The organism is Paucibacter soli (assembly GCF_037482845.1).
Classification (GTDB): Bacteria; Pseudomonadota; Gammaproteobacteria; order Burkholderiales; family Burkholderiaceae_C; genus Paucibacter_B; species Paucibacter_B soli.
The window spans coordinates 361,829-385,332 of record NZ_JBBHJW010000005.1; the positions used below are offsets into that span (position 1 = coordinate 361,829).

18 protein-coding genes are annotated in these 23,504 nt (G+C 67.0%); 13 read left to right on the top strand and 5 right to left on the bottom strand.

Annotation, left to right across the window (positions count from 1 at the left end; genetic code table 11):
* Positions 1-82: 82 nt before the first annotated feature.
* Positions 83-1,471 carry a serine/threonine-protein kinase gene (locus WG898_RS13250; RefSeq protein WP_339603269.1) on the top strand — a complete coding sequence of 463 codons (1,389 nt, stop codon included), beginning with the start codon at positions 83-85 and terminating at the stop codon, positions 1,469-1,471.
* Between the two features lie 97 nt (positions 1,472-1,568).
* Complete coding sequence (locus tag WG898_RS13255; RefSeq protein WP_339603270.1) at positions 1,569-1,874, top strand: PsiF family protein; 306 nt, start codon at positions 1,569-1,571, stop codon at positions 1,872-1,874.
* Between the two features lie 6 nt (positions 1,875-1,880).
* Here the strand turns inward: WG898_RS13255 and WG898_RS13260 are convergent, their stop codons facing one another.
* Positions 1,881-2,792 carry a LysR family transcriptional regulator gene (locus tag WG898_RS13260; protein WP_339603271.1) on the bottom strand — a complete coding sequence of 304 codons (912 nt, stop codon included), beginning with the start codon at positions 2,790-2,792 and terminating at the stop codon, positions 1,881-1,883.
* Between the two features lie 168 nt (positions 2,793-2,960).
* Here WG898_RS13260 and WG898_RS13265 point away from each other — a divergent pair, with 168 nt between their 5' ends.
* Positions 2,961-5,141 (top strand): malate synthase G, encoded by a 2,181-nt coding sequence (locus tag WG898_RS13265; protein WP_339603272.1) that lies wholly within the window; start codon positions 2,961-2,963, stop codon positions 5,139-5,141.
* A 231-nt stretch (positions 5,142-5,372) separates the two neighbouring features.
* A complete protein-coding gene (locus WG898_RS13270; protein WP_339603273.1) occupies positions 5,373-8,099 on the top strand; it encodes a TonB-dependent receptor in 2,727 nt (908 codons plus the stop codon).
* Positions 8,100-8,180: 81 nt separating this feature from the next.
* Here WG898_RS13270 and WG898_RS13275 read toward each other — a convergent pair whose 3' ends face one another.
* Positions 8,181-8,579: a TraR/DksA family transcriptional regulator gene (locus WG898_RS13275; protein ID WP_339603274.1), complete on the bottom strand. Its 399-nt coding sequence runs from the start codon at positions 8,577-8,579 to the stop codon at positions 8,181-8,183.
* A gap of 106 nt (positions 8,580-8,685) precedes the next feature.
* Here WG898_RS13275 and WG898_RS13280 point away from each other — a divergent pair, with 106 nt between their 5' ends.
* The 5 genes from WG898_RS13280 (at position 8,686) to WG898_RS13300 (ending at position 14,432) form a co-directional block, all read left to right on the top strand.
* A complete protein-coding gene (locus WG898_RS13280; RefSeq protein ID WP_339603275.1) occupies positions 8,686-9,927 on the top strand; it encodes an NAD(P)/FAD-dependent oxidoreductase in 1,242 nt (413 codons plus the stop codon).
* Between the two features lie 7 nt (positions 9,928-9,934).
* Positions 9,935-10,690, top strand: coding sequence for a class II glutamine amidotransferase (locus tag WG898_RS13285; protein ID WP_339603276.1), 756 nt, complete (start codon positions 9,935-9,937; stop codon positions 10,688-10,690).
* 82 nt (positions 10,691-10,772) lie between these two features.
* Entirely contained in the window at positions 10,773-11,852 is a 1,080-nt protein-coding gene (locus WG898_RS13290; protein ID WP_339603277.1) for a sensor histidine kinase, read from the top strand.
* Positions 11,849-12,607: a LytR/AlgR family response regulator transcription factor gene (locus tag WG898_RS13295; protein ID WP_339603278.1), complete on the top strand. Its 759-nt coding sequence runs from the start codon at positions 11,849-11,851 to the stop codon at positions 12,605-12,607. Before WG898_RS13290 ends, WG898_RS13295 begins: the two co-directional genes overlap by 4 nt.
* Positions 12,608-12,719: 112 nt before the next feature.
* Positions 12,720-14,432: a M14 family metallopeptidase gene (locus WG898_RS13300; protein ID WP_339603279.1), complete on the top strand. Its 1,713-nt coding sequence runs from the start codon at positions 12,720-12,722 to the stop codon at positions 14,430-14,432.
* A 9-nt stretch (positions 14,433-14,441) separates the two neighbouring features.
* Here the strand turns inward: WG898_RS13300 and ypfH are convergent, their stop codons facing one another.
* Positions 14,442-15,161, bottom strand: coding sequence for an esterase (ypfH, locus tag WG898_RS13305; protein WP_339603280.1), 720 nt, complete (start codon positions 15,159-15,161; stop codon positions 14,442-14,444).
* A 123-nt stretch (positions 15,162-15,284) separates the two neighbouring features.
* Between ypfH and WG898_RS13310 the strand changes: the two genes are divergently transcribed.
* Positions 15,285-16,682: a diguanylate cyclase gene (locus WG898_RS13310; RefSeq protein ID WP_339603281.1), complete on the top strand. Its 1,398-nt coding sequence runs from the start codon at positions 15,285-15,287 to the stop codon at positions 16,680-16,682.
* An 8-nt stretch (positions 16,683-16,690) separates the two neighbouring features.
* On the opposite strand, the gene WG898_RS13315 is transcribed toward WG898_RS13310, so the two are convergent.
* Both WG898_RS13315 and pyrF read right to left on the bottom strand, forming a co-directional pair.
* A complete protein-coding gene (locus tag WG898_RS13315) occupies positions 16,691-19,981 on the bottom strand; it encodes a PAS domain-containing hybrid sensor histidine kinase/response regulator (RefSeq protein ID WP_339603282.1) in 3,291 nt (1,096 codons plus the stop codon).
* A gap of 127 nt (positions 19,982-20,108) precedes the next feature.
* Positions 20,109-20,939 carry an orotidine-5'-phosphate decarboxylase gene (gene pyrF / locus WG898_RS13320; RefSeq protein WP_339603283.1) on the bottom strand — a complete coding sequence of 277 codons (831 nt, stop codon included), beginning with the start codon at positions 20,937-20,939 and terminating at the stop codon, positions 20,109-20,111.
* A gap of 68 nt (positions 20,940-21,007) precedes the next feature.
* Here pyrF and WG898_RS13325 point away from each other — a divergent pair, with 68 nt between their 5' ends.
* From WG898_RS13325 to WG898_RS13335, 3 genes are all read left to right on the top strand, one after another.
* Positions 21,008-21,943, top strand: coding sequence for a GNAT family N-acetyltransferase (locus tag WG898_RS13325; protein ID WP_339603284.1), 936 nt, complete (start codon positions 21,008-21,010; stop codon positions 21,941-21,943).
* 178 nt (positions 21,944-22,121) lie between these two features.
* Positions 22,122-23,036, top strand: coding sequence for a transporter substrate-binding domain-containing protein (locus tag WG898_RS13330; RefSeq protein ID WP_339603285.1), 915 nt, complete (start codon positions 22,122-22,124; stop codon positions 23,034-23,036).
* A gap of 30 nt (positions 23,037-23,066) precedes the next feature.
* A partial coding sequence (locus tag WG898_RS13335) for a transporter substrate-binding domain-containing protein (protein WP_339603286.1) occupies positions 23,067-23,504 on the top strand: 438 nt, incomplete at its 3' end.

Sequence of the window (23,504 nt, forward strand, 5' to 3'; positions counted from 1 at the left end):
TCTACGGGGGCCCATCCCCAAGCCCGACAGCCTCCTCGCCGCTTGCCGGAGGGGCTGGGCTGGGGCAGGATACGCCCCACCCATGAGCAGCCTCCCACCCGCATCCAGTTCCACGCCCGCCAGCCCCGCGGCCGCCTCCGAGCATGACCTGCCCGGCTACATCGGCAAATACCGCGTGCTGCGGCGTCTGGGCGAGGGTGCCACCAGCGATGTGTTCCTGGCGCTGGACGAATTCCGAGGCATCGAAGTAGCGATCAAGCGGGTGCGCTCCTGGGCCATGGTGAGCCGCAATGGCCCCGACGGCGCGCAGATGACGAGTCGCTTCTTCGCTGCCGAGGCGGCCCTGGCCGGCCGGCTGCAGCATCCCAATGTGGTGCAGATCCTGGACGCCGTGCCCGAGCCCGATTCGCCCTATCTGGTGATGGAGTATGTGCAGGGCGTGACGCTCAAGCATTTCTGCCGCAGCGACCGCCTGCTGCCGCTGGACCAGATCGTCGAGCTGGGTTTCAAGTGCGCGATGGCGTTGGGCTATGTGTTCCGCCAGGGCCTGATCCACCGCGACGTGAAGCCGGCCAATCTGCTCGCGGTTCTGGACGGGCAGGGCGAGCTCACCGATGTGAAGGTGAGCGATTTCGGCAGCGCGCTCAACCTCAATTCCGACAGCACCCAGGTGCACCGTGTTGGCTCGCTGGCCTATATGCCGCCCGAGCAGATCGAGGGCGGCGACGTCGGTTGCCATGCCGACATCTATGCCCTGGGCGCGGTGCTCTACCACCTGGTGGCCGGGCGCCCGCCCTTCGATGCGCCGAGCCAGATGGCGCTGATGCACCAGATCTACCACCAGGCGCCGCAGACCCTGGTGGGGCTGCGCAGCGGCGTTACGCCCGAGCTGGATGCGGTGATTCTGAGGGCGCTGGCCAAGCACCCGGGCGAGCGCTACCCCGACTGGGACGGCTTTGCGCGCGCCCTCTCCGGCCTGGTGGCGAACCAGCTGGTGCCGCTGGCACGGCTTTACGAGGTGAAGGACTCGGAGCGCTTCAACCTGCTGCGCGACCTGGAGTTCTTCGCGGCCTTCGGCGATGTGGAGCTGTGGGAGGTGGTGCACCGCGCGCGCTGGCGCCGCTATCCCGAAGGGCATGCGCTCTACAAGAAGGGCCAGCAAGGCAACAGCTTTCACATCATTGCCCAGGGCGAGGTGGAGGTCTTCCGCGACGGCAACAAGGTGGCGACCCTGGGCCTGGGTACCTCGGTGGGCGAGATGGCCTATTTGTCGCCCAACCCTGAGCTGCGCCGCCACAGCACCGACATCCGCGTGACGCAGATCTGCACCACCATCTCCTTCACGCCCGAGTCCCTGGCCTTGCTGAGCCCGGAATGCCAGCACCGCTTCGACCGCGCCTTCATCCAGGTGCTGGTGCGGCGCCTGCATGCGGCGCATGAGGCCTTGGCGCATCCGCGCCGCATCATGTAGCGTGGTGCCGACGGTGCTTGAGGGTCAGGCCTTGCTGTGTTGGAATGCCCTTGGCAATTGCTGCCACTTCTGCCAATCCCCCAGGGAAGGAAACCCCATGAAAAAGCTGTTCAGCCTGATTGCGTTCTCGCTTGCCTTTGTCGCCGGCGGCGCCCATGCGGCCGACAAGGCGCCCACCGCTCAGCAGAGCAAGATGGGCATGTGCAACAAGGACGCCGGCGACAAGAAGGGCGACGAGCGCAAGGCCTTCATGAAGGAATGCCTGTCGGCCAAGCCCGCCGCGCCGGCTGCCTCGGGCACGCCGCAGCAGATGCGCATGAAGCAGTGCAACGTCGATGCCAAGGACAAGAAGGGCGACGAGCGCAAGGCCTTCATGAAGGAATGCCTGTCCAACAAGTCGTGATCAGAGTCAGGCAGTCCGGGCCCAATAGGCCGGGCTGCCGTAGTGCTGCTTGAGGAAATCGATCCACAAGCGCACCCGCAGTGGCAGGTGCTTGCGCTGCGGGATCACCGCAAAAATGCCGTTCGGCGGCGCCGCGAAGGCGTCCAGCACGGTCTGCAAGCGGCCGGCCTGGATGTCGGCCTCCACCTCCCAGGTGCTGCGCCAGGCCAGGCCCAGACCGGCCAGGCACCAGTCGTGCAAGACCTGGCCGTCGCTGCAATCGAGCCGGCCGCTCGGCCGCGCATGGCTGAGTTCGCCGTCCACCATAAAGGCCCAGCCGCGTGTCTGGCTGGCGTCTGAGCTGAGCATCAGGCATTGGTGGCGGGCCAGTTCGCCGGGGTGTGCCGGCATGCCGGCGCGCTTCAGATAGGCGGGGCTGGCCACGCAGAGCCGGCGGTTGTCGGCCAGGCGCATGCTCACCAGGCTGGAGTCCACCAGATCGCCCACGCGCACCGCGCAGTCGAAGCCCTCGTTGACGATGTCGACCACGCGGTCGCTGAGGTTCAGCGACAGGCTCACGTCCGGATGCAGGGCCAGGAACTCGGGCACCAGGGGCGCCAGGTGGCGGCGCCCGAAGCCGGCCGGTGCGGTGATGCGCAAATGCCCTGCGGCCTTGATGCCGCCGGCGCTGACGCTGGCCTCGGCATTCGCGAAATCCACCAGCAGGCGCTGGCAATCCTCCAGAAAAGCCGTGCCCTCATGGGTGAGGGTGAGCTTGCGGGTGGTGCGCACCAGCAGCTTGACGCCCAGGCGCGCTTCCAGCGCGTCGATGCGTCGACCCATCACCGCGGGCGCCACCCCCTCGGCCTGGGCGGCGGCGGTGAGGCTGCCCTTGGTGGCCACGGAGACGAAAGACTCGATCTGCTTGAGACGATCCATGGCGGTGGATTGTGCTACCGCCGGGATGCAAACAGCCTAATGAAACTAGAAAGCCGTTTCATTTGTGCAAAAAAGTCAGGGATCTAGGGCGTCGCGTCGCAGCAATTCCGCCACCGGGCTCGCGTAAATTCAGGCCCAGTTGTTGAACATCATTGCCAGGAGTCCGTCATGAGCGAGCATCGCACCACCATCCATCGCCTGCAGATCGCCAGCCCGCTGGTCCGCTTCATCGAGGATCAGGTGCTGCCGGGGACAGGTCTTGTCCCGGCCGCGTTCTGGGCCGGTTTCGACGCCATCGCGCACGAGCTGGCGCCGAAGAACCGCGCCCTGCTGGCCGAGCGTGAGCGCCTGCAGACCGCGCTGGATCAATGGCATGGCGCGCATCCCGGTCCGATCCAGGACATGCCGGCCTATCGCGCCTTCCTGGAGCAGATCGGCTACCTGGTGCCGCAGCCCGCGAACGTGCAGGTCAGCACCGCTAACGTCGATGCCGAGCTGGCCCTGCAGGCCGGCCCGCAGCTGGTGGTGCCTATCCTGAATGCGCGCTATGCGCTGAACGCGGCCAATGCACGCTGGGGCTCGCTGTACGACGCGCTCTACGGCACCGACGCGATCCCCGAGACCGATGGTGCCGAACGCGCCGGCGCTTCCTACAACCCGGTGCGCGGCGCCAAGGTGATTGCCTATGCGCGCCGTGTGCTGGACCAGGCCGCGCCGCTGGCCGGCGGCCTGTCACATACCCAGGCCGCGGCCTACTGCGTCGAAGGCGGCCAATTGGTGGTGGAGTTGATCGGCGGTGGCCGGGCCGCGCTGCAAGAAGCCGCGCAATTCGTGGGTTACCAGGGTGAGGCGGCGGCGCCCAGCGCGGTGCTGCTGGTGCATAACGGCCTGCATCTGGACATCCAGATCAACCGCGCCACGCCGATCGGCAAGACCGACGCCGCCGGCGTCAGCGATCTGGTGCTGGAAGCGGCGCTCTCCACCATCCTCGACCTGGAGGACTCGGTCGCCGCGGTGGACGCCGAGGACAAGCTGCTGGCTTATCAAAACTGGCTGGGCATCCAGCTGGGCACGCTGACCGAAGAGGTCAGCAAGGGTGGCAAGACCTTCACGCGCGCGCTCAATGCCGACCGGCGCTACAGCGCTCCGAACGGCGGCGAGCTCGTGCTGCATGGCCGCTCGCTGATGTTCGTGCGTAATGTTGGCCACCTGATGACCAACCCGGCCATCCTGCTGGAGGGCGGCGCCGAGATCCCCGAGGGCATCATGGATGCCGTCATCACGGTGACGATTGCGATGCATGATCTGCAAAGGCGCGGGAATTCGCGCACTGGGTCGATCTACATCGTCAAGCCCAAGATGCACGGCCCGGCCGAGGTGGCGTTTGCGGCCGAGCTGTTCGGCCGCGTCGAGGAGCTGCTGGGCCTGCCCGACAGCACCGTCAAGCTCGGCATCATGGACGAGGAGCGCCGCACCAGCGTGAACCTCAAAGCCTGCATTGCCGCGGCCAGCAGCCGCGTGGCCTTCATCAACACCGGCTTCCTGGACCGTACCGGCGACGAGATGCATACCGCCATGTTGGCGGGCCCGATGATGCGCAAGGGTGATATGAAGAGCTCGACCTGGATCCAGGCCTACGAGCGCAGCAATGTGCTGACCGGGCTGGCCTGCGGTCTGCGCGGCCGCGCCCAGATTGGCAAGGGCATGTGGGCCATGCCCGACCTTATGGCGGCGATGCTGGAGCAGAAGATCGCCCACCCCAAGGCCGGCGCGAACACCGCTTGGGTGCCCTCGCCCACCGCCGCGACCCTGCATGCCCTGCATTACCACCAGGTCAGCGTGACGGCGGTGCAGCAGGAGCTGGAAAAGGTCGACTTCGCGGCCGAACGCGATGCCATCCTCAATCAACTGCTGACCATTCCGGTGGTGGCCGAGGCGCGCTGGAGCGCAGCCGAGCGCCAGCAGGAGCTGGACAACAATGTGCAGGGCATCCTGGGCTATGTGGTGCGCTGGGTGGACCAGGGCGTGGGCTGCTCCAAGGTGCCCGACATCCACAACATCGGCCTGATGGAAGACCGCGCCACCCTGCGCATCTCCAGCCAGCACATCGCCAACTGGCTGCACCATGGGGTGGTGAGCGAGGCCCAGGTGCGCGAGACCTTTGCCCGCATGGCCAAGGTGGTCGACGCCCAGAACGCCGACGACCCGGCCTACCAGAGCCTGGCTGCCCACCCCGAGGGCGCGGCCTTCCAGGCGGCGCTGGAGTTGGTGTTCAAGGGCAAGCAGCAACCCAGCGGCTACACCGAACCGCTGCTGCATGCGTGGCGGTTGAGGGTGAAGAATGCCTGACACAAGGCGACCTTCGCATGCCGTGTCAAAGGTCATGGCGCGCCACCAGGTCAGTTGCATAGGCCCAACAGGGTCCCCCTTTATGTCCAAACGTAAAGCCAACCGTTAAAGTTTGTATACGTGATTGCCACTGCGCCCAGTGCGTCTTCCCACAAGGGAGAGGTCGGGCGCAGTGGTTTTATTGGGCCACCACCTCAGAGGGACTTCATGTCGAGGACTTGTAAATTCAGCGTGATCGGCGCCGCCGTCATCGCAGCCATGGGCGCCATGTCGGCCCATGCACAAAACCAGCTCGAGCGTATCGAGATCACCGGTTCAAGCATCAAGCGCATCGCCAGCGAAGGCGCGCTCCCGGTGCAGGTGATCAGCGCAGAACAGATCCGCGCATCGGGCGCCACCAGCGTGGCCGAAGTGATCCAGAAGCTGCCGTCGATGCAGGGCTTCACGATCGCCGATATCGCCATTGGCAGCAACTCCGGTGGCCGTGTCTCTGCCTCGATCCATGACATCGGCGAGGAGTACACGCTGGTGCTGTTGAATGGCCGTCGCGTGGCGCCGCAAGGCTCGGGTTCGGCCGTCAACCTGAACGCCATCCCCATGAGCGCCATTGAGCGCATTGAGGTGCTGACCGACGGCGCTTCGGCCTTGTACGGCTCCGACGCCATTGCCGGTGTGGTGAACTTTGTGCTCAAGCGCAATCACCAGGGCGGTGACATCACGGCACGCGTCAATGCGCCGCTCGAAGGTGGCGGTGAGTCCGCTACCGTGAGCGCGACCTATGGCTTTGGCGATCTTGACAAGCATGGCTTCAACCTGGTGGGTACCTTCCGCCACGATGACCAGAAGCAGATGAAGTCGGGTGAGCGCAGCTTCGCCAAGTCGGCCTGGATCCCCTTCGACTGGGCTGGCAAGAGCTATATCTATGACCGGACCAGCGGTTTTGCCGACCCGGCCAACGCCGTGGTGACCTTCAAGCGCCTGCCTGGTGAAACGAGCGCGCTGCCTTCGTACTCGTTCAATCCTTTCCACAAGGCCAATGGCGCCAAGTGCGCGCCGAACAATTTCTACGCGCTGACCAATGTGCCCGGGGCTGCAGAGAATTGCGCGTTCGACTTCGTCAGCACGATCGACATCGTGCCCGAGTTCAAGCGCGATTCCGCGCTGATCGCCGGTCAGTTCAAGGTCAATGATCGTGTCAGCCTGTTCACCGATGTCGCGTACACGCGCATCAACCTGATCGCCCGCATCGCGCCCAACCCGGTGCCGGTGACGATCCCGTTGACTTCGGGCCTGATCAACAAGTATGTCGCGCCCTATCTGAGCGCAAATCAGCTGGCCCATCTCAACACGGTGCAGGCCAACTACCGTGCCACCGATTTCGGCACGCGTGACTCGCGCACCATCACGGATTCCAAGCACTTCGTGTTTGGCGGCGATGTCGATCTGGGCAACTGGACGGCCAATGGCGCGGTGACCTGGTCGCAGAACTCTGGCGACGAGCGTTATGTCGGTGGTTACTTCCGCACCAAGGAGTTCGGCGACATCATCAAGAACGTGTCGGTGGATCCCTTCGTGCCTTCGGGCAACCAATCGGCCGCGGCTCAGCAGCTGATCGCCGGCTCGATCTTCGACGGCACGATCCGTACCAGCTCGACCACGCTCAAGGCCGCCGACTTCCGTGCCTCGGGCGAGATTTTCAAGCTGCCCGCTGGCGCTGTCAGCCTCGGCCTGGGCGGTGACTTCCGCAACTACCACTTCAAGCAGGCGCCGTCGGCGGCGGCTGTGGCTGGCGAGATCTACAACTTCTCTGCCAATCCTGCCTATGACCTGAAGCGCGACAACATGGGTCTGTTCAGCGAGGTGCTGGTGCCCGTGGTCAAGGGGCTGGAACTGACCGGAGCGCTGCGCTACGACACCATTGGCACCATCAAGGATGCCGTCAACAACAAGACGGTGGGCCAGAAGATGAGCGCCTCGACCTACAAGGTCTCGGCTCGCTACCAGGTGTCCAACGCCCTGCTGCTGCGCAGCTCGTATGGTACCGGCTTCAAGGCGCCGTCCATGCTGTCGATTGCTCAGCCGCTGGTGAACAATGGTGTGACCGCAGCCAGCTGGCCCTGCCCATTCCCAGGAACCGATGCCTGCCGCGACATCCCCGTCACGCAGTACTACCAGCTCTCCGGCGGCAATGCCGACATGAAGCCCGAGCACTCCAAGCAGGGGACGGTTGGCATACGTTTCGAACCCAGCAATGACTTCGGCATCGGTGCCGACTACTGGCGCGTGAACATGCGCGATGCCATCAGTGCGGTGTCTGCACGTCAAGCCTTTATGGACCCGGGCAAGTATCCCGACGTGTGGGGAACCTTCCAGGGGCCGGCTGATTTGAAGCCGACCTGGGCCTTCAAGAGCCTGTCGATCAATATCGGTCAGGCGCGCTATGCAGGTATCGACTGGGATGTGGTGACCCGTTTCAACACCCCGATGGGTCGCCTGACCACGGGTCTGACCGGCACCTACATGATCGAGTCCTCGTACACCCGGCCGGGCACGCTGGATGACTTCACCGACAGCATGGGCAAGTACGGCGAGAATGCCGCGGTGACCTTCCGCAACATCGTCCGTGCCACGGCCAAGCTCGAGACCGGTGCGTTCACCAATGCCCTGACCTTGAAGGCTCGTTCGGGCTACCAGGACATCTCGGTCAATGTGCGCGATGTCAGCACCAACAAGCTGGTGCCGGTGTCTGTGGTGGTGCCGCGTTATGCCACGCTGGACTGGCAAGGCACCTACAAGCACAACCAGGCGCTCGAGTTGCGTGCGGGTCTGAACAATGTGTTCAACTCCAAGCCCCCCTTCACCCTGCGTGATTCGTCGGGCCACCAGGTTGGCTACGATCCTCGCTACGCGGATCCGATGATGCGAACCCTCTACGTCGAGGGTTCGTACAAGTTCTAAGAACCGTCGTCACCGACAAGCAAAAGGGCCGCATCAGCGGCCCTTTTTTCATCCTCTGGCGCCGTGCGGCGCCGGCACGATTCAGAGGCGATGGTGCGCGTTGGGATCCCCTTGCGCGCGCTCCAGCCGGCGCTGGCACTCCAGGCACCGCAGCGCCTCGGGCTGGTGCTGCAGGCGATCGAAGGCGATGGGCTCGCCGCAGTCGCTGCATAGGCCATAGCCCTGGCCGCGCAAGCGCTGCAAGGCCTCGTTGACCTGGCGCAGCTCGTCCAGATGGCGGTCGCTGCGAGCCAGATCCACCTCGCGGTCGGCGTCGCGGGCGGGTTCATCGTCACCATCCTGCAGCAACAGCTCGCGAGCATGCTCGGCGCGCGACTGCTCGCCCAACTGGCCGTGCAGGCTGCGCTCCAGCTCCTGCTGGCGCTGCTGCAGCAGCATTTCCAGCTGCGCATGCTGGCCGGGTGTCAGGTCTTGAGTCATGGTGATACTCCTTGCATGCATGCTCGCACCGCGGCGGATTGCCTGGTTTGATGTCGGTCAACGCGGTGGGCGTCCCTAGAATGGCGGCTATTGATGAGGAGCGAGCATGTCTGAACCCCTGGCTGCGGCGCCGATGCCGCAGCGATGCGAGGTGCTGGTGGTGGGCGCGGGCCCGGCCGGCAGCGCTTGCGCGCGTGTGCTGGCACGCGCCGGCGTGGATGTGGTGCTGCTCGACCAGCAGCCCCAGGGGCGCGACAAGATCTGCGGCGATGGCCTGATCCCCGATGCCCATGCGGCCCTGCAGCGCTTGGGCCTGCTGGGTCAGGTGATGGCGCGTGCGCAAGGCCTGGCCCATGTGGCCTGCATAGGCCCGCGCGGCGGCCGCATCGACGTGCCGGGCGAGCTGGCGGTGCTGCCGCGGCGCGAGCTCGACGACTTGCTGTGCCAGGCGGCCCAGGATGCCGGCGCACGCTTCGTCGCGCCGGCGCGCTTCGAAAAGCCGCTGGAAGATGGCCAGGGGCGTGTCTGCGGCGCCCTCATCGGCCGGGACGGCGTGCAGCATGAGCTGCAGGCCGACTGGGTGCTGCTCGCCACCGGCGCCTTGCCCAAGGCACTTAGCGCCGCTGGCATGTGCGAACGCCACACGCCCAGCGGCGTGGCGCTGCGCGGCTATGTGCGCGCCCCCGCCATGGTGGGCCGCATCAAGGCCATGGAGGTGGTGTGGAGCCGCGCGGTGCGGCCCGGCTACGGCTGGATCTTCCCTGCGCCTAACGCCTGCTTCAATATTGGCGTGGGCGTGACGGATAGCCACCACGCTGTGGCGGGCAAGGGCAGCAAGAAGGAACTCAATCTGCGCGCCATCTTCGATGCCTTTGTCGAACATTACGAGCCCGCGGCGGCGCTGATGCGCGAGGGCGAGCTGCTGGGCGAGCTCAAGGGTGCGCCGCTGCGCTGCACGCTCGAAGGTGCGCGTTGGTCGCGTCCGGGCCTGCTGGTCACCGGCGAGGCGGCCGGCTCCACCTACAGCTTCACCGGCGAGGGCATAGGCAAGGCGATGGAAACCGGCATGCTGGCGGCCGAGGCGATCCTGCAGGGGCGCCGCAGCCAGGGCGACGATGCGACGGTGCGCGCCGCCTATGAGCAGAGCCTGCGCGCCCTCAAGCCGAAGTTCGATCTCTACCAGCGCGCCAACAAGGTCAACGCCATGCCATGGCTGGCCGATCTGCTGATCTGGCGTGCCCAGCGCAGCCCGCGCCTGCTGCAGCGCATGAGCGGGGTGTTGCGCGAGACCAGCAACCCGGGCAATCTGATCAGCCTGAAGGGCTTCTCGCGCCTCTTCCTGGAATAGCAAGACCATGTGCCAACTCTTGGGCATGAACGCCAGGCTACCCACCGATGTGATGTTCAGCTTCACCGGGCTGGCGCAGCGTGCCGACGAGCACAAAGACGGCTTCGGCATCGCCTTCTTCGAGGGCCGCGGCCTGCGCCATTTCGTCGACCACCACAGCGCGCGCGTCTCGCCCCTGGCCAAGCTGGTGCAGGACTATCCGATCAAGAGCGACAACGTGATCGCCCATATCCGCAAGGCCACGCAGGGCCAGGTGGCGCTGGAGAACACGCACCCCTTTGTGCGCGAGCTGTGGGGGCGCTACTGGGTGTTCGCCCACAACGGCAACCTAAAAGACTTTGCACCGCGCCTGCATGGCGCCTTCCGCCCGGTGGGCCAGACCGACAGCGAGCGCGCCTTCTGCTGGCTGATGCAGGAGCTCGCCAAGGCGCATTGCGATGTGCCCAGCGTCACCGAGCTGAGCCACACCCTGCGCGAGCTGATGCCGCAGCTGAACCGCTATGGCACCTTCAATATGCTGCTCTCCAACGGCCAGGCGCTGTGGGCGCATGGCAGCACGCAGCTGCACTATCTGCTACGCCGCTACCCCTTCGGCCGCGTGCATCTGCAGGACGAGGATCTGAGCGTGGACTTCTCCGAGCACACCACGGCCGAAGACCGCGTCGCGGTGATCGCCACCGAGCCGCTCACGCGCGGCGAGCACTGGGTGGCCATGGCTCCGGGCGAGCTCAAGGTGTTCGTGGGCGGCGAGCTGTTCGCCTGACGCTGCCGGCCATTCATCCCTTGGTGGCGCCATTCGCCGCAGCAAGGTCTTGCGGCCTTGCGGCCGAACCTAGACTCGCGCCATGACGCACCGCCCCGACACCCTCGACTGGACCCAATGGATCTGCCCCGGGCCGCGCCGCCGCTTCTCGGCGCTGGAGTTGCGCCAGGCCGGTGTCCAGCCCTGGCCCAGGGGCATCGACCACTACGTCTACAGCAATACGCTGATCCTGGCCGCGGTGTTCTACAACGAACTGCCCAGGGGCCTGGGCCTGTGGGTGCTGCTGGCCTCCCTGTGCCTGAGCATGGGCAGCCTGCTGACAGCGCGCTGGCTCTGGCGCCAGCCCACCCGCAAGAACCTGAACCTGGCTTCCTGGGGGGCGGTGCTGGTGAGCCTTGTGCTGATCTTTGGGCTGGCCAAGGTGCATGGCAAGGAGACGCTCAGGCTCGCCGCGCCCGTCCTGGTGGCCATCATCACCCTGGTGCTCAGCGCCTGGTGGTTCCTCACGCTCTACCGCGTGCAGCAGATCGAGGCGCGTCTGCGCGAGCTGGCCGACCAGGAGGCCAGCCAGCGCCTGGCACGGCGCCTCGCCACCGCGCAGATCCAGCCGCATTTCCTCTTTAACACCCTGGCCTCGTTGCAGCATTGGGTCGACACCCAGGACACCCGTGCCGCCGGCATGCTGCGCTCCTTCACCCGCTATCTGCGCGCCACGCTGCCGATGTTCGAGCATGAAAGCCTGCCGCTCGACCAGGAGCTGCAGATCGTCGTCAGCTACCTGGAAGTGATGCAGGCGCGCCTGGGTGCGCGCCTTGCCTGGCGGATCGAGGCGGCGCCGGAGCTGCAAGACCTGACCCTGCCGCCCGGCGCCCTGCTGACCCTGGTGGAAAACGCCATCGGCCATGGCATCGAGCCGGCGCTGCGCGGCGGCCGCATCGACGTGCGCGCCTACCGCGAGGGCGCGGCGCTGCGCCTGGAGGTGCAGGACGACGGTGCCGGCCTTTGCGCGGAGACGGCAGGCGACGACGGCCTGGGCGTGGCCAACACCCGCGAGCGCCTGCAGCAACTCTATGGCGCGCGCGCCAGCCTGCAGCTGCTGGCGCAGGAGCCGGGCTGCCTGGCCCGCATCACCATCCATGACGAGGGGGAACAGAGTCAATGAGAGCCTTGATCGCCGACGACGAGGAAGGCCCGCGCGAACAGCTGGCGGCCGCGCTGGCGCGCCTGTGGCCCGAGCTGCAGATCGTGTCGCGCAGCGAGAACGGCATCGACGCGTGGGACGATGCGCTGGCGCTGGAGCCCGACATCTGCTTCCTCGACATACGCATGCCCGGCCTCAGCGGCCTGGACGTGGCGCAACGCCTGGCGCGCTTGAGCGAGCCGCCGCAGCTGGTGTTCGTCACCGCCTATGGCGACCATGCGCTCAGCGCCTTCGAGGCCGGCGCGATCGACTATGTGCTCAAGCCGGTGGACGACGGCCGCCTGGCGCAGACGGTGGCGCGCCTGCGCAATCGGCAGGCCGCGGCGCAACCGAGCGCACAGGCCATGCAGGCCCTGCTGCAGCAGCTGCTGCCCGCGGTGCAGCAGCGCCCGCCGGCCCGCCCCATCCAGGCCAGCCTGGGCCGCGAGATCAGGCTGATCGCGCCCGAGGAGGTGATCTATTTCGAGAGCGACAGCCGCTACACCCGCGTGGTGTTCGAGGGCGGCGAGGCGCTGATACGTACGCCGCTGAAGGAATTGCTGGCCACCCTGGATGGCGCGCAGTTCTGGCAGGTGCACCGCTCGGTGCTGGTGAACAGCCGCTGCATCGCCAGCGCGCTGCGGGTGGACGAGAACAGCATGCAGCTCACGCTCAAGGGGCGCGAGGAGCGGCTGCCGGTGTCGCGCCAGTTCCAGGGCCTGTTCAAAGGGCAGTGAGTGATCGCCGACGCGGCGCACGCGCTGAGCGCACGCCCAGGGCCAGCCCGGGGTAGACAAGCGGTGGTGTGGGCTCACAATCGGCGCCACACCTAGCTCCAACGATCCCGATATGGCTGCTGCCCTTCCATCCCCGCGCTTCGACGAGTTCTACCGCCACGAGGCCCTGACCGAGCTGCTGTTCGCCTATGCCGAGGCGCGGCCCAATCTGGTGTCGGTGCGCTCCATCGGCAAGAGTCACGAGGGCCGCGACATCTGGGTGCTGGTGCTGACCAATACCGCCACCGGCGCCGACGTCGACAAGCCGGCCTTCTGGCTGGACGGCAATATCCACGCCGCCGAACTCAGCGCCTGCACCGCCTGCCTGTTCTACCTGGACGACCTGCTCAACAAGTACGGCCTGGAGCCGCAGGTGACGCAGCTGCTCGATACGCGCGTCGTCTATATGGTGCCGCGCCTGAACCCCGATGGCGCCGAGCTGGCGCTGTTGCCGAGGCCGCGCCACATCCGCTCGTCCACGCGCCCCTACCCCTATGACGAGGAACCGGTGGACGGCCTCAATATCGAGGACGTGGACGGCGATGGCCGTATCCTCACGATGCGCGTACCCGACCCACATGGCGGCTACAAAAAGCACGCCGGCGACCCGCGCCTGATGGTGGCGCGCGAGCCGGGCGAGTTCGGCGGCGAGTACTACCGCCTGATACCCGAGGGCTTCATCAAGCACCACGACGGCCTTACGGTGACGGTCAACCCCGACCGCGAGGGGTTGGACCTGAACCGCAACTTCCCGAGCGAATGGCGCCAGGAATACAAGCAGCTCGGCGCCGGCCCCTACCCGACCAGCGAGCCCGAGGTGCGGGCTATGGTGGACTTCATCGTCGCCCACCCCAATATCGGCGCGGCCATCAGCTACCACACCCACAGCGGCGTGATCCTGCGTCCCATGGGCTCGCAGAGCGACGACGAGATGATTCCCGAGGACCTGTGGAGCTACAAGCAGTTCTCGGCCCTGGGCGAGAAGCACACCGGCTACCCGGCCATCAGCATCTGGCACGACTTCAAGTACCACCCCAAGGACATCATCAGCGGCACGCAGGACTGGGTCTACGAGCACCTGGGCGCGCTGTTCTGGGTGGTGGAGATCTGGTCGCCCAACAAGGCCGCCGGCATCGAGGGCTATAAGTGGATCGACTGGTACCGCGAGCATCCGGTGGAGGACGACCTCAAGCTGCTCAAGTGGAGCGACGAGCAATGCGGCGGGCAGGCCCATGTGGACTGGCAGCCCTTCCAGCATCCGCAGCTCGGCGCGGTGGAGATCGGCGGCTGGGACAAGATGAACTTCTGGCGCAACCCACCGCCGCATCTGCGCGAACGCGAGGCGGCGCGCTTCCCGGCCTGGATGAACCAGATCGCGCTCTCGCTGCCCAAGCTGGAGCTATTGCGCACCGAGGTGCGCGCGCTCGGCCCCGACACCTGGCGCGTGCGCCTGGCGGTGGCCAACAGCGGTTATCTGCCCGCCTACGTGACCCGCCGCGCGCTGGAACGCAAGGTGGTGCGCGGCGTGATGTTCCATATCCACCTGCCCGACCCGCTGCTGAACCCCGAGATCAGCCTGGTGAGCGGCAAGGAGCGCATGGAGGGCCCGCAGTTGGAGGGTCATGCGCCCAAACAGTCGCAGCATGCCTTCCTGCCCAATCGTGAGGTCACCGCGGATCGCGCCGTGGGCGAGTGGGTGGTACGCGCGCCCAAGGGCACGCGTTTGGCGCTCAGCGCCAGCGCCGAGCGGGCAGGGACGGTGCGGACCGAGGTGGTGCTGGATTAGGGCCTGGCCTCAATTCTCCTTAGGCCCCAGCCCCTGTTCCTTGGCCGCCTGCATGGCCTCGCGCCAGACGCGTGCGGGCACAAAGCTGCGCAGCTGCAGCATGGCCTTTTCGATCAGCGCGGGGTGCAGCTCGTGGCCGATGTCGGGCAGGATGTCGGCGGTGATGTCGGCGCCCAGCTGCACCAGGCGCTTGGCGGCCAGCACCTGATCCTGGTAGGGCAGGGTGCCATCCTGCAGGCCATGCATCAGGTGCAGGCTCACGTTCAGCGGCGCGTGCCCGGGCATATTGGCGTAGGCGCCGCTGAAGGCCAGCACGCGGCCGGCGAGGGCCACCTCGGCCTGCACCGCCTCCAGCGCCATCACCGCCCCTTGTGAGAAGCCGGCCAGCGCCACGCGCTCCCAGGGCAGGTCGAACTGCTCGCCCCAGGCCCGCACGGTGGCGATGAAGCCGGGCAGGGCCTCGGCCACGCGCTGGGCATGGTTGGCGTCGTTGGCGTCCTTGAGCGAATACCACTGGTAGCCGGCGCCCCCGCCAGGGATCTGGTCATAGGGCTCGGGCGCATTGATCGACACCACCGCGGCCTGCGGGTACTGGGCGCGCAGGGCCTGGGCCAGCGGGCGCATCTGGCTGGCATCGCCGCCAGCGCCGTGCAGCAGCAAAAACAACAGCTCGGGCAGGCCCTTGTCGGGCAGCAGGGCGAGGGCTTGGGAGCGGGCAGGGGTGTTCATGGGCGGATTGTCCATGCGTTCTGAACTCACAATTGCGCGCTGCCGGCAGCGCGCGCGCCGCGCGCCGATGCATACTCGAATGCAAACGAATTCCAGGGGGCCACGCTGTGCCGGAGGCGTTTCATGGATGAGTTTGCTGACTTCAGCCTGCGCAGCTTGCTTGAACATGCCCATATGGGCGTGATCATTCATCGCTGGGATTCACGCATCGTCTACGCTAACCCTGCGGCGTTGCGCCTGCTGCGCCTGAGCTTCGCGCAGCTGATAGGCAAGGATGCGTTGGACCCACAGTGGAACTTCATCGACGAGCGTAACCGCCGTCTGCATATGGACGAGTTCCCGGTCAACAAGGTGAAGCGCTTCTTGGCGCCGATACGCAACGAGGTGGTGGGGGTGGTGGATGGCTCCACTCCCGATGTGACCTGGTTTTCGGTGAACGCCTATCCCGAGTTGCATGACAGCGACGAGCAGGGCTTCATCGTGGTGATCTTTGCCGAGATCACCACCGACAAGCGCGCCTTCTCATTTCGCGACATCGTCGAGCATGCCGAGGACATCGTGGTGGTGACCGAGGCCGACGATGTCGAGCCACCCTGCGGGCCGAAGATCGTCTATGTGAACCAGGCCTTCGAGCGCCTCACTGGCTATCGTGCCGATGAAGTGATCGGCGAGACACCGCGCCTGTTGCAGGGAAGCCTGACCAGCGCCGAAGCGCGCCTGCGTATCGCCGAGCGTTTGCGCCAGAAGCTGCCGGTGCGCGAAAAGCTGCTCAACTACACCAAGGATGGCCAGCCCTACTGGCTGGACATGAATATCGTGCCGCTGAGCAACCGCTATGGCGAGGTCACGCACTTCGCCGCCATCGAGCGCAATGTCAGCGACCAGACCTTTCGTGCCGAACAGCTCGAAAAACGCAACCAGGATCTCAAGGCCCTGAAGGAAAACCTCAAGGCCCTGGTGGATCAGCGCACGCTGGAATTGCGCGACGCCAATCTCAAGCTGGAGCGCCTGGCCTATTACGACGGCCTCACCAACATCCCGAACCGGCGCAGCTTTCTGGACCAGGCGGCCCAGCAGTTTGCGCGCGCGGCGCGGCGCCAACTGCGCCTGGCCGTGGGCATGGTTGATCTGGACCTGTTCAAGGCCATCAACGACCGGCATGGCCATGAAGCTGGCGACCTGACGCTGGTGGAGGTGGCGGCCTGCCTGACGCGCTTCTTCCGGCAAGAAGACGCGTTCGGCCGCTTTGGCGGCGAGGAGTTTGCGCTCTGTCTGGTGCTGCCCGATGGCGGCGATGCGCGAGCGATCGGCGAGCGTCTGCGCGAGGCGATTGCTTGCCTGGAGGTCAGGCTGGCCGAGCGGCCAGGCTTTGGCGTTACCGCCAGCATCGGCATCGCCGTGGTCGGCGCCGACAGCGAGGTAGCCGCCGCGCTGCGGCTGGCCGATGCTGCGCTCTACCAGGCCAAGCATGAGGGCCGCAACCGCGTCATCGTGCTTGAGAGCGACGCGGGCGCAAGCTAGCGCGGCGTTCAGCTGCGCAGATTGTCCGGATCCTTGTGTCCGATCAGCCGCACCAGGGCCTGGCGCAGGCGCGGCGCGTCGATGGGTTTGGTGAGGAATTCGTTCATGCCTGAGGCCAGCGCCTCGTCGCGTTCCGACACCAGGGCCGCGGCGGTGAGTGCGACGATGGGCAGCTCCTCGGCGTTGAAGCGACGGCGTATCTGGCGGGTAGCCTCGTGGCCGCTCATCACCGGCATCTGCACGTCCATCAGCACCGCGTCGTAGGGCTTGCCCATGCTGGCGGCGGCGTTGACGGCCTCGACCGCCTGGCTGCCGTCGCTGGCCTGCGCCACCTCCAGCCCCCATTGTTCCAGCAGGGCCACGGCAATCATCATATTGACCGGGTTGTCCTCCACCATCAGCACGCGCAGGCCCTGCAGATCCTCGTTGTCGCGCGCCTCGCGCAGCTGGGTGCTGATGGGGGTGGGCGCGGCACACAGCGGCAGCTCGGCCCAGAAGCTCGATCCCTGGCCGGGGGTGCTGTCGCAGCCGACCTGGCCGCCCATCAGGGTGGCAAGCTCGCGGCAGATCGAAAGGCCCAGGCCGGTGCCGCCGAAGCGGCGCGTGGTCGATTCGTCCGCCTGCGTGAAGGGCTGGAACAGTCGGCCCTGCATCTCGGCGCTGATGCCGGGGCCGGTGTCGCTGACCTCGATGCGAATGCGTTCCTCGCTCAGACGGTGCACATGCACGGCCACCGAACCCGACTCGGTGAACTTGAGCGCGTTGGTGAGGTAGTTGCTGAGGATCTGGCGCAGCCGCACCGGGTCGCCCACCACCCAGGCGGGCACGTCCTCGTCGACATCGATCTTGAAGCTCAGGCCGCGCGCCTGCGCCAGCGTCAGATAGGCCATGCGCATGGTGCCCAGCATGTCGCGCAGCGCAAAGGGCAGGGACTCCAGCGTCAGGCGGCCGGCCTCGATCTTGCTCAGGTCCAGGATGTCGGAGATCAGGCCCGAGAGGCTTTCGGCGCTGTCCAGCATCTGGTCCAGGTAATGGCGGCGCGTCTCGTCGTCCAGATCGGGCTGTTGCAGCATGCGCGCCAGGCCCACCACGCCGTTGAGCGGGGTGCGGATCTCGTGGCTGGTGTTGGCCAGGAAGGCGGTCTTGGCGCGGCTGGCGGCCTGGGCCTCGTCCTTGGCCTGGGCCAAGGCGGCCTCGACGCGGCGCTTCTCGGTGACGTCTTCCAGAATCCAGATGGTGCCACCACGGCTGGGGTGGTTGGGGTCCACCGCGCGCGCCAGCAGGCGGCACAGAAAGGTCGAGCCGTCGCGGCGCCGCATCATGCGCTCGGTCTCGACCTGCTCGCCCGAGGCAAGACGTGGCCCCAGCTCGGCGCCCACCGCCGCATAGTCGGCCACGCTGGGCCAGACCACGCTGCCATGCTGGCCGAGCAGGCTGCCGTCGGGCCAGCCGAACATGTCCTCCACCAGCTTGTTGACCTGCACGAACTGCTGGTCGCGCGTCAGCGTGATGCCGATCGAGGCGTTCTCGAGAATCGCCGCATGCACCAGCCGGGTCCGCTCGCTCTCGGTCACATCGCGTGCATTGATGACCAGGTAGGACAGGCCCTCCATCACAAAGGGGGCCGCCGAGATCACCATCGCGATCGGATCGCCATGCTTGTTGACAAAGGTGGCCGGCATCTCGCTCGCGCGGCCGTGCAGGCGGATCGCCTCGACCAGGCGCTCGCGGTCCTCGGCCTTTTGCCAGATGCCCAGCTCGTCGGCGCTGTGGCCCAGCACCTCGTCGCTGCTGTAGCCGGTGAGCTCCTCGAAGGTCTTGTTGACCATCGCGTAGCGGCCGGAATTGATCTCCGTGAGGGTGATCACATCCGGGCTGGTGGCCACCAGATGCGAGAGCAGGCCCTCGGAGCGGCGCAGCGCGTCCTGCGCGCGCGAGGCCTCGGTCTGGTCGATGAAGAAGCTGAGCGTGGCCGGCCCGCTGGCGGCGTCCACGCGCACGCTGGTGGCCTGTACCAGGCGGCGCCGGCGCGACAAGGTGCGCAGCCTGAATTCGGCCATCGGCAGCATCGCGCCCACCGGCATGGCCTCGATCTTGGCGGCACGCTGGCGCGCGCGCTCGTCGTCGCCCGGCTCGTAATGCGAGAACAGGTCCTGGCCTATCATGCTGGAGCGCTGGGTGTAGCCGAACATCGCCATCGCGGCCGGGTTGGCGTCCAGCACCCGGCCCCAGCGGTGCAGCACCAGGGGCGAGGGCGAGCGGCGGAACAGTTCGCGGTAGCGCGTCTCGGTGGCGACGATGGCCTGCTCGGCCTGCACCTCGTCGGTGACATCGCGGCCCACGCCCCAATAGCCGCGGAAATTGCCCTGCGCATCGAAGCGCGGTTCGCCACTCACCGATACGAAGCGCACTGTGCCGTCGGCGCTGCGCCGCCTTGCCACCAGGCCGCGGAAGCTGCGGTGCGATTCGAGGTCGGCGCGGTGCGCGTCCATGTCCTCGTCCGACAGGCCCAGCTGCTCCAACTCCCAGGGCGTCCTGCCCAGGCGCGCCTGCAGGTCCAGACCGGAGACGCCAGGGCGGTCCTCGGCCAGATGGGTGAAGCGGAACTCGCGGTCCATTTCCCAGTACCAGTCCGCCGCCATGCTCAGCAGGTGGCGGAAGCGCGCGCTGCGGTCGCTGGCCTGGCGCACCGAGCGGCGCACGATGCGGGCGGTGCCCAGACCCACCACCAGGCCGACGCTCAACAGCAGACCGTGGGCCTGCAGTCGGGCGGGCAGGCTAATGCCTTGTTGGCTTGGCGCGATCCAGCCGGCCAGTTCGGCGTAGCCCAGGCCCAGCAGACCGACCAGGGCCAGGCAAAAAGTCGCCAGCCCGCCGCGCAGGCCGACGATGGCGGTGGACAGGGTCACCATCAGCCCCAGCACGCCCAGGCCGATCGAGTACAGGCCCAGCTGGCGCGAGACTGCGACGGTGAGCGCCAGCGCGATCACCAGGGTCTGCATCAGCAGCACGACGGCCCGGCCATGCCGGTGCGGCCGGCACCATAGCAGGGTCAGGCCGGCGGCGGCGGTACCCAGGGCCAGCGCCGGCGGCAACCAGCCGCCCAGCGGCTCGTCGGGCCTGATGCTGAATGCCAGCATGGCGGCCACCAGGCCGCAAATGCCAGCGCAGGCCCACAGAAACAGGCGCACGGAGCGCCACAGCAGGCTTTGCTCCAGCGCCGCGGGGCCTTCGCCCGGGGGCAGGTCGTGCCCCACCAGGCTGCTCAAATCGTCCAGGCTGTCCTTGCTGCTGCTCACTGCGGGTGTCCACTCTCGGGCCAGTGGCGCAGTCTCAGCCACAAGAGGGGGTGGTGAACAGCGGGACTGACCCGGAAACCACGCACAGATCGCCCGCAGCGCGAGGATCTGCGCATTTCTTGGCGCTTCAGCGCGGCTTGGCGCGGTTCAGCTGCTCGCGCGTCTGCAGTGCCACGCGGCGGGCCGCGGCGGCAAAGTCCTCGCCGCTGCTGGCATAGAGCACGGCGCGCGAGGAACTCACGACGACGGGGCTGCCCGGCCGCCAGCCCGCCTTCACGGTGGCGTCGGCATCGCCGCCCTGGGCGCCCACGCCCGGAATCAGCAGGGGCAGGCTGGGGGCCAGCTCGCGCACGCGCGCAATCTCGCCCGGAAAGGTGGCGCCCACCACCAGGCCCAGCTGGCCATTCTTTGCGTTCCACTCGGTCTGCGCCAGGCGGGCCAGGTGCTCGTAGAGGCGCGGCTGTCCGTCCACATCGGCCAGGCGCTGGTTCTGCCAGTCGCTGCCGCCGGGGTTGGAGGTGCGGCACAAGAGGATGGCGCCCTTGTCGGGGTAGCGCAGATAGGGCTCGATGCTGTCGAAGCCCATGAAGGGCGAGAGCGTCACCGCGTCGGCCTGGTAGCGCACAAAGGCCTCGCGGGCATATTGCTCGGCGGTGGAGCCGATATCGCCGCGCTTGGCGTCCAGGATCACCGGCACATGGGGGGCGACGCGCTTGATATGCGCCATCAGGCGCTCCAGCTGGCTTTCGGCGCCATGCGCGGCAAAGTAGGCGATCTGCGGCTTGAAGGCGATCACCAGGTCCTTGGTGGCGTCGACGATGGCGGCGCAGAAGTCGTAGATGCGCGCCGCGTCGTTCTTCCAGGCGCCCGGGAACTTGGCGGGTTCGGGGTCCAGCCCCACGCACAGCAGCGAGTCGTTGAGTTGTTCGGCGGCGTGGAGTTGCTGGATGAAATTCATGGGGCTCTTGGGGGGCTGGTGGCAGGTGGCGTATTGTCGCGCTTTTGCCATTTGACGAAGGAGCTGGCATGGAGGTGTTGCGGACCGAGAGACTGAGGCTGCGCTGGTTCACGCTGGACGACGCGCCCCAGCTGCTGGCGCTGCTCAACGAGCCGGGCTGGATCAGCAATATCTCCGACCCGGGCGTGCGCGATCTGGCGCAGGCGCGCGACTGGATGCAGAGCCGCCTGCTGGACCATTATTGGAAGTTGGGCCATGGATTCTGGGCGCTGGAGCGCCTGGCCGATGGCGAGTTCCTGGGCCTGTGCGGCGTGTTCAAGCGCGATGCGCTGGAACATCCCGATGTCGGCTATGCCCTGCTGGAGCGCCACCAGGGCCAGGGCTATGCGCGCGAGGCAGCGGCGGCCAGCCTGCGTTATGCCCATGAGGTGCTGGGCCTGGACTGTGTGCAGGCCATCATTGCGCCGCACAACCAGGCCTCGGCGCGGGTGCTCTTGGCCATCGGCATGCAGGAACAGGGCCAGCGCCAAGTGGCGGGCTATGACGGTGGCTCGCTGCTGTTCGAATGGCGTGCCGCCAGCGGCGCCGCCGACGACGACGCGGCCCAGATCGATGCCCTGGCCGCGCGCTTTCTGGGCGCCTTCGCGAATCGCGACGGCCGCTGCCCGACGCTGGCGGCGCTGCCCTACTGGATGCTGCCGGACGCGCAGATCCGCTGCCAGGATGGCCAGCAGGGCGCGCAGCTGATGGACGTGCAGGGCTTTGTGCTGCCACGCGCCGAGCTGCTGCGCGAGGGCGGCCGGCTGCAGGACTTCGCCGAATGGGAGCTGGTGCATGAGACACGCATCCACGGCCGGATCGCGCAACGCTGGCTGCGCTACGAGAAGGCCGGGCGCCTGGACGGCGCACCCTATGCCGGCCGCGGGCAGAAAAGCCTGCAGCTGCTGAAGACGGCGCGCGGCTGGAGGATCGCGGCCGTGCTGTGGCAGGACGAGGCCGCCTGACAGGTGCTGGTGCGGACGGATTTCCGTCGTGGCGGCTGCCGCGGCGCACGGAATTCCGTCGCCGCCCCCGTCGCCGCGGGCGCGTCGCGCACAATGAATCAAGCACTTAGCGGCCGCCAACGCGAGCCGGCTCCGGGAAATCCCGCAATGGCACAGCAAGTGCAAGCCTGAAGCCATCATGCGCCTTGCCCAGCTCGTCCGCCCGCTCTGCTGCCTTGCCGCCACGCTGCTGGCCAGCGCGGCGCTGGCGGCCTCGCCGCTGCTGGCGCAGAGCGACACGCTGCGCCGCATTGCCGTCACCGGCACCATCAGCCTGGGCCATCGCGAATCCTCGGTGCCCTTCTCCTATTACGACGAGCGCCGCCAAGTGGTGGGCTATTCGCACGAGCTGATGCTCAAGGTGGCGGAGGGGGTGCGCAAGGAGCTCGCACTGCCGGCCCTGACGCTGCGCCTGGTGCCCGTGACCTCGCAGAACCGCATGGCCCTGGTGCAGAACGGCGCCGTCGACCTGGAATGCGGCTCCAGCTCCAACACCCTGGCACGGCAGCGCCAGGTGGCGTTCTCGACCTCGATCTTCGTGGTCAGCACGCGCATGCTGGTGCGCCGGGACTCGGGGCTGAAGGACTTTGCCGACCTGGCCGGCAAGCGCGCCGTGGTGACGGCCGGCACCACCTCCGAGCGCCTGCTGCGCAGCTGGAACGAAACCCATGGCGGCCGCATCCAGCTGCTCAGCGCGCGCGACCATGGCGATGCCTTCCACTCGCTCGAAACCGGCAAGGTCGATGCGCTGATGCTGGACGACGCCCTGCTGCACGGCGAGCGCGCCAAGGCCGCGCGACCCGAGGACTGGGTGGTCACCGGCACGCCCATGTCGGCCGAGGTCTATGGTTGCATGATGCGGCGCGGTGACCCCGGCTTCAAGGCCTTGGTGGATCGCGAGCTGACCCACCTGCTGCTGAGCGGCGAGGCGCTGAAGATCTACACGCGCTGGTTCCAGCGCCCGATTCCGCCCAAGGGACTGAACCTCAACCAGCCGCCCTCCGAGGCGCTGCTGCGGCTCTACCAGTTGCCCACCGATCAGGCCTTGCCCTGAATACCCCCCCCCAACCCTTCTGGAGACACCATGACAAAGACCCTTGTACTGGCCCTGAGCCTGGCGCTGGCCGCCACCGCCCATGCCGAAGACACGCTGAAGAAGATCAAGGACAGCGGCAGCGTCACCATGGGGGTGCGCGAGTCCTCGGGCGCCTTGTCCTACACCCTGGGCGACGGCAAGTACGTGGGCTACCACGTCGAGATCTGCGAGAAGGTGCTGTCGGACGTGCGCCGCCAGTTGGGCCTCTCCACCATGACGGTCAAGTACCAGCCCGTGACCTCGCAGAACCGCATTCCGCTGGTGCAGAACGGCACCGTGGACATCGAGTGCGGCTCCACCACCAACAACCTGACGCGCCAGAAGGACGTGGCCTTTGCCGTCACCACCTTCGTCGAGGAGGTGCGCATCGCGGTGAAGGCCAACTCGGGCATTACCTCGATCAACCAGCTCAACGGCAAGAACGTC

Excerpts from the sequence above, each read along its gene's own strand:
- WG898_RS13250 (WP_339603269.1), top strand. The coding sequence starts at position 83 with ATGAGCAGCCTCCCACCCGCATCCAGTTCCACGCCCGCCAGCCCCGCG.
- WG898_RS13255 (WP_339603270.1), top strand. The coding sequence starts at position 1,569 with ATGAAAAAGCTGTTCAGCCTGATTGCGTTCTCGCTTGCCTTTGTCGCC.
- WG898_RS13260 (WP_339603271.1), bottom strand. The coding sequence starts at position 2,792 with ATGGATCGTCTCAAGCAGATCGAGTCTTTCGTCTCCGTGGCCACCAAG.
- WG898_RS13265 (WP_339603272.1), top strand. The coding sequence starts at position 2,961 with ATGAGCGAGCATCGCACCACCATCCATCGCCTGCAGATCGCCAGCCCG.
- WG898_RS13275 (WP_339603274.1), bottom strand. The coding sequence starts at position 8,579 with ATGACTCAAGACCTGACACCCGGCCAGCATGCGCAGCTGGAAATGCTG.
- WG898_RS13280 (WP_339603275.1), top strand. The coding sequence starts at position 8,686 with ATGTCTGAACCCCTGGCTGCGGCGCCGATGCCGCAGCGATGCGAGGTG.
- WG898_RS13285 (WP_339603276.1), top strand. The coding sequence starts at position 9,935 with ATGTGCCAACTCTTGGGCATGAACGCCAGGCTACCCACCGATGTGATG.
- WG898_RS13290 (WP_339603277.1), top strand. The coding sequence starts at position 10,773 with ATGACGCACCGCCCCGACACCCTCGACTGGACCCAATGGATCTGCCCC.
- WG898_RS13295 (WP_339603278.1), top strand. The coding sequence starts at position 11,849 with ATGAGAGCCTTGATCGCCGACGACGAGGAAGGCCCGCGCGAACAGCTG.
- WG898_RS13300 (WP_339603279.1), top strand. The coding sequence starts at position 12,720 with ATGGCTGCTGCCCTTCCATCCCCGCGCTTCGACGAGTTCTACCGCCAC.
- ypfH (WP_339603280.1), bottom strand. The coding sequence starts at position 15,161 with ATGAACACCCCTGCCCGCTCCCAAGCCCTCGCCCTGCTGCCCGACAAG.
- WG898_RS13310 (WP_339603281.1), top strand. The coding sequence starts at position 15,285 with ATGGATGAGTTTGCTGACTTCAGCCTGCGCAGCTTGCTTGAACATGCC.
- pyrF (WP_339603283.1), bottom strand. The coding sequence starts at position 20,939 with ATGAATTTCATCCAGCAACTCCACGCCGCCGAACAACTCAACGACTCG.
- WG898_RS13325 (WP_339603284.1), top strand. The coding sequence starts at position 21,008 with ATGGAGGTGTTGCGGACCGAGAGACTGAGGCTGCGCTGGTTCACGCTG.
- WG898_RS13330 (WP_339603285.1), top strand. The coding sequence starts at position 22,122 with ATGCGCCTTGCCCAGCTCGTCCGCCCGCTCTGCTGCCTTGCCGCCACG.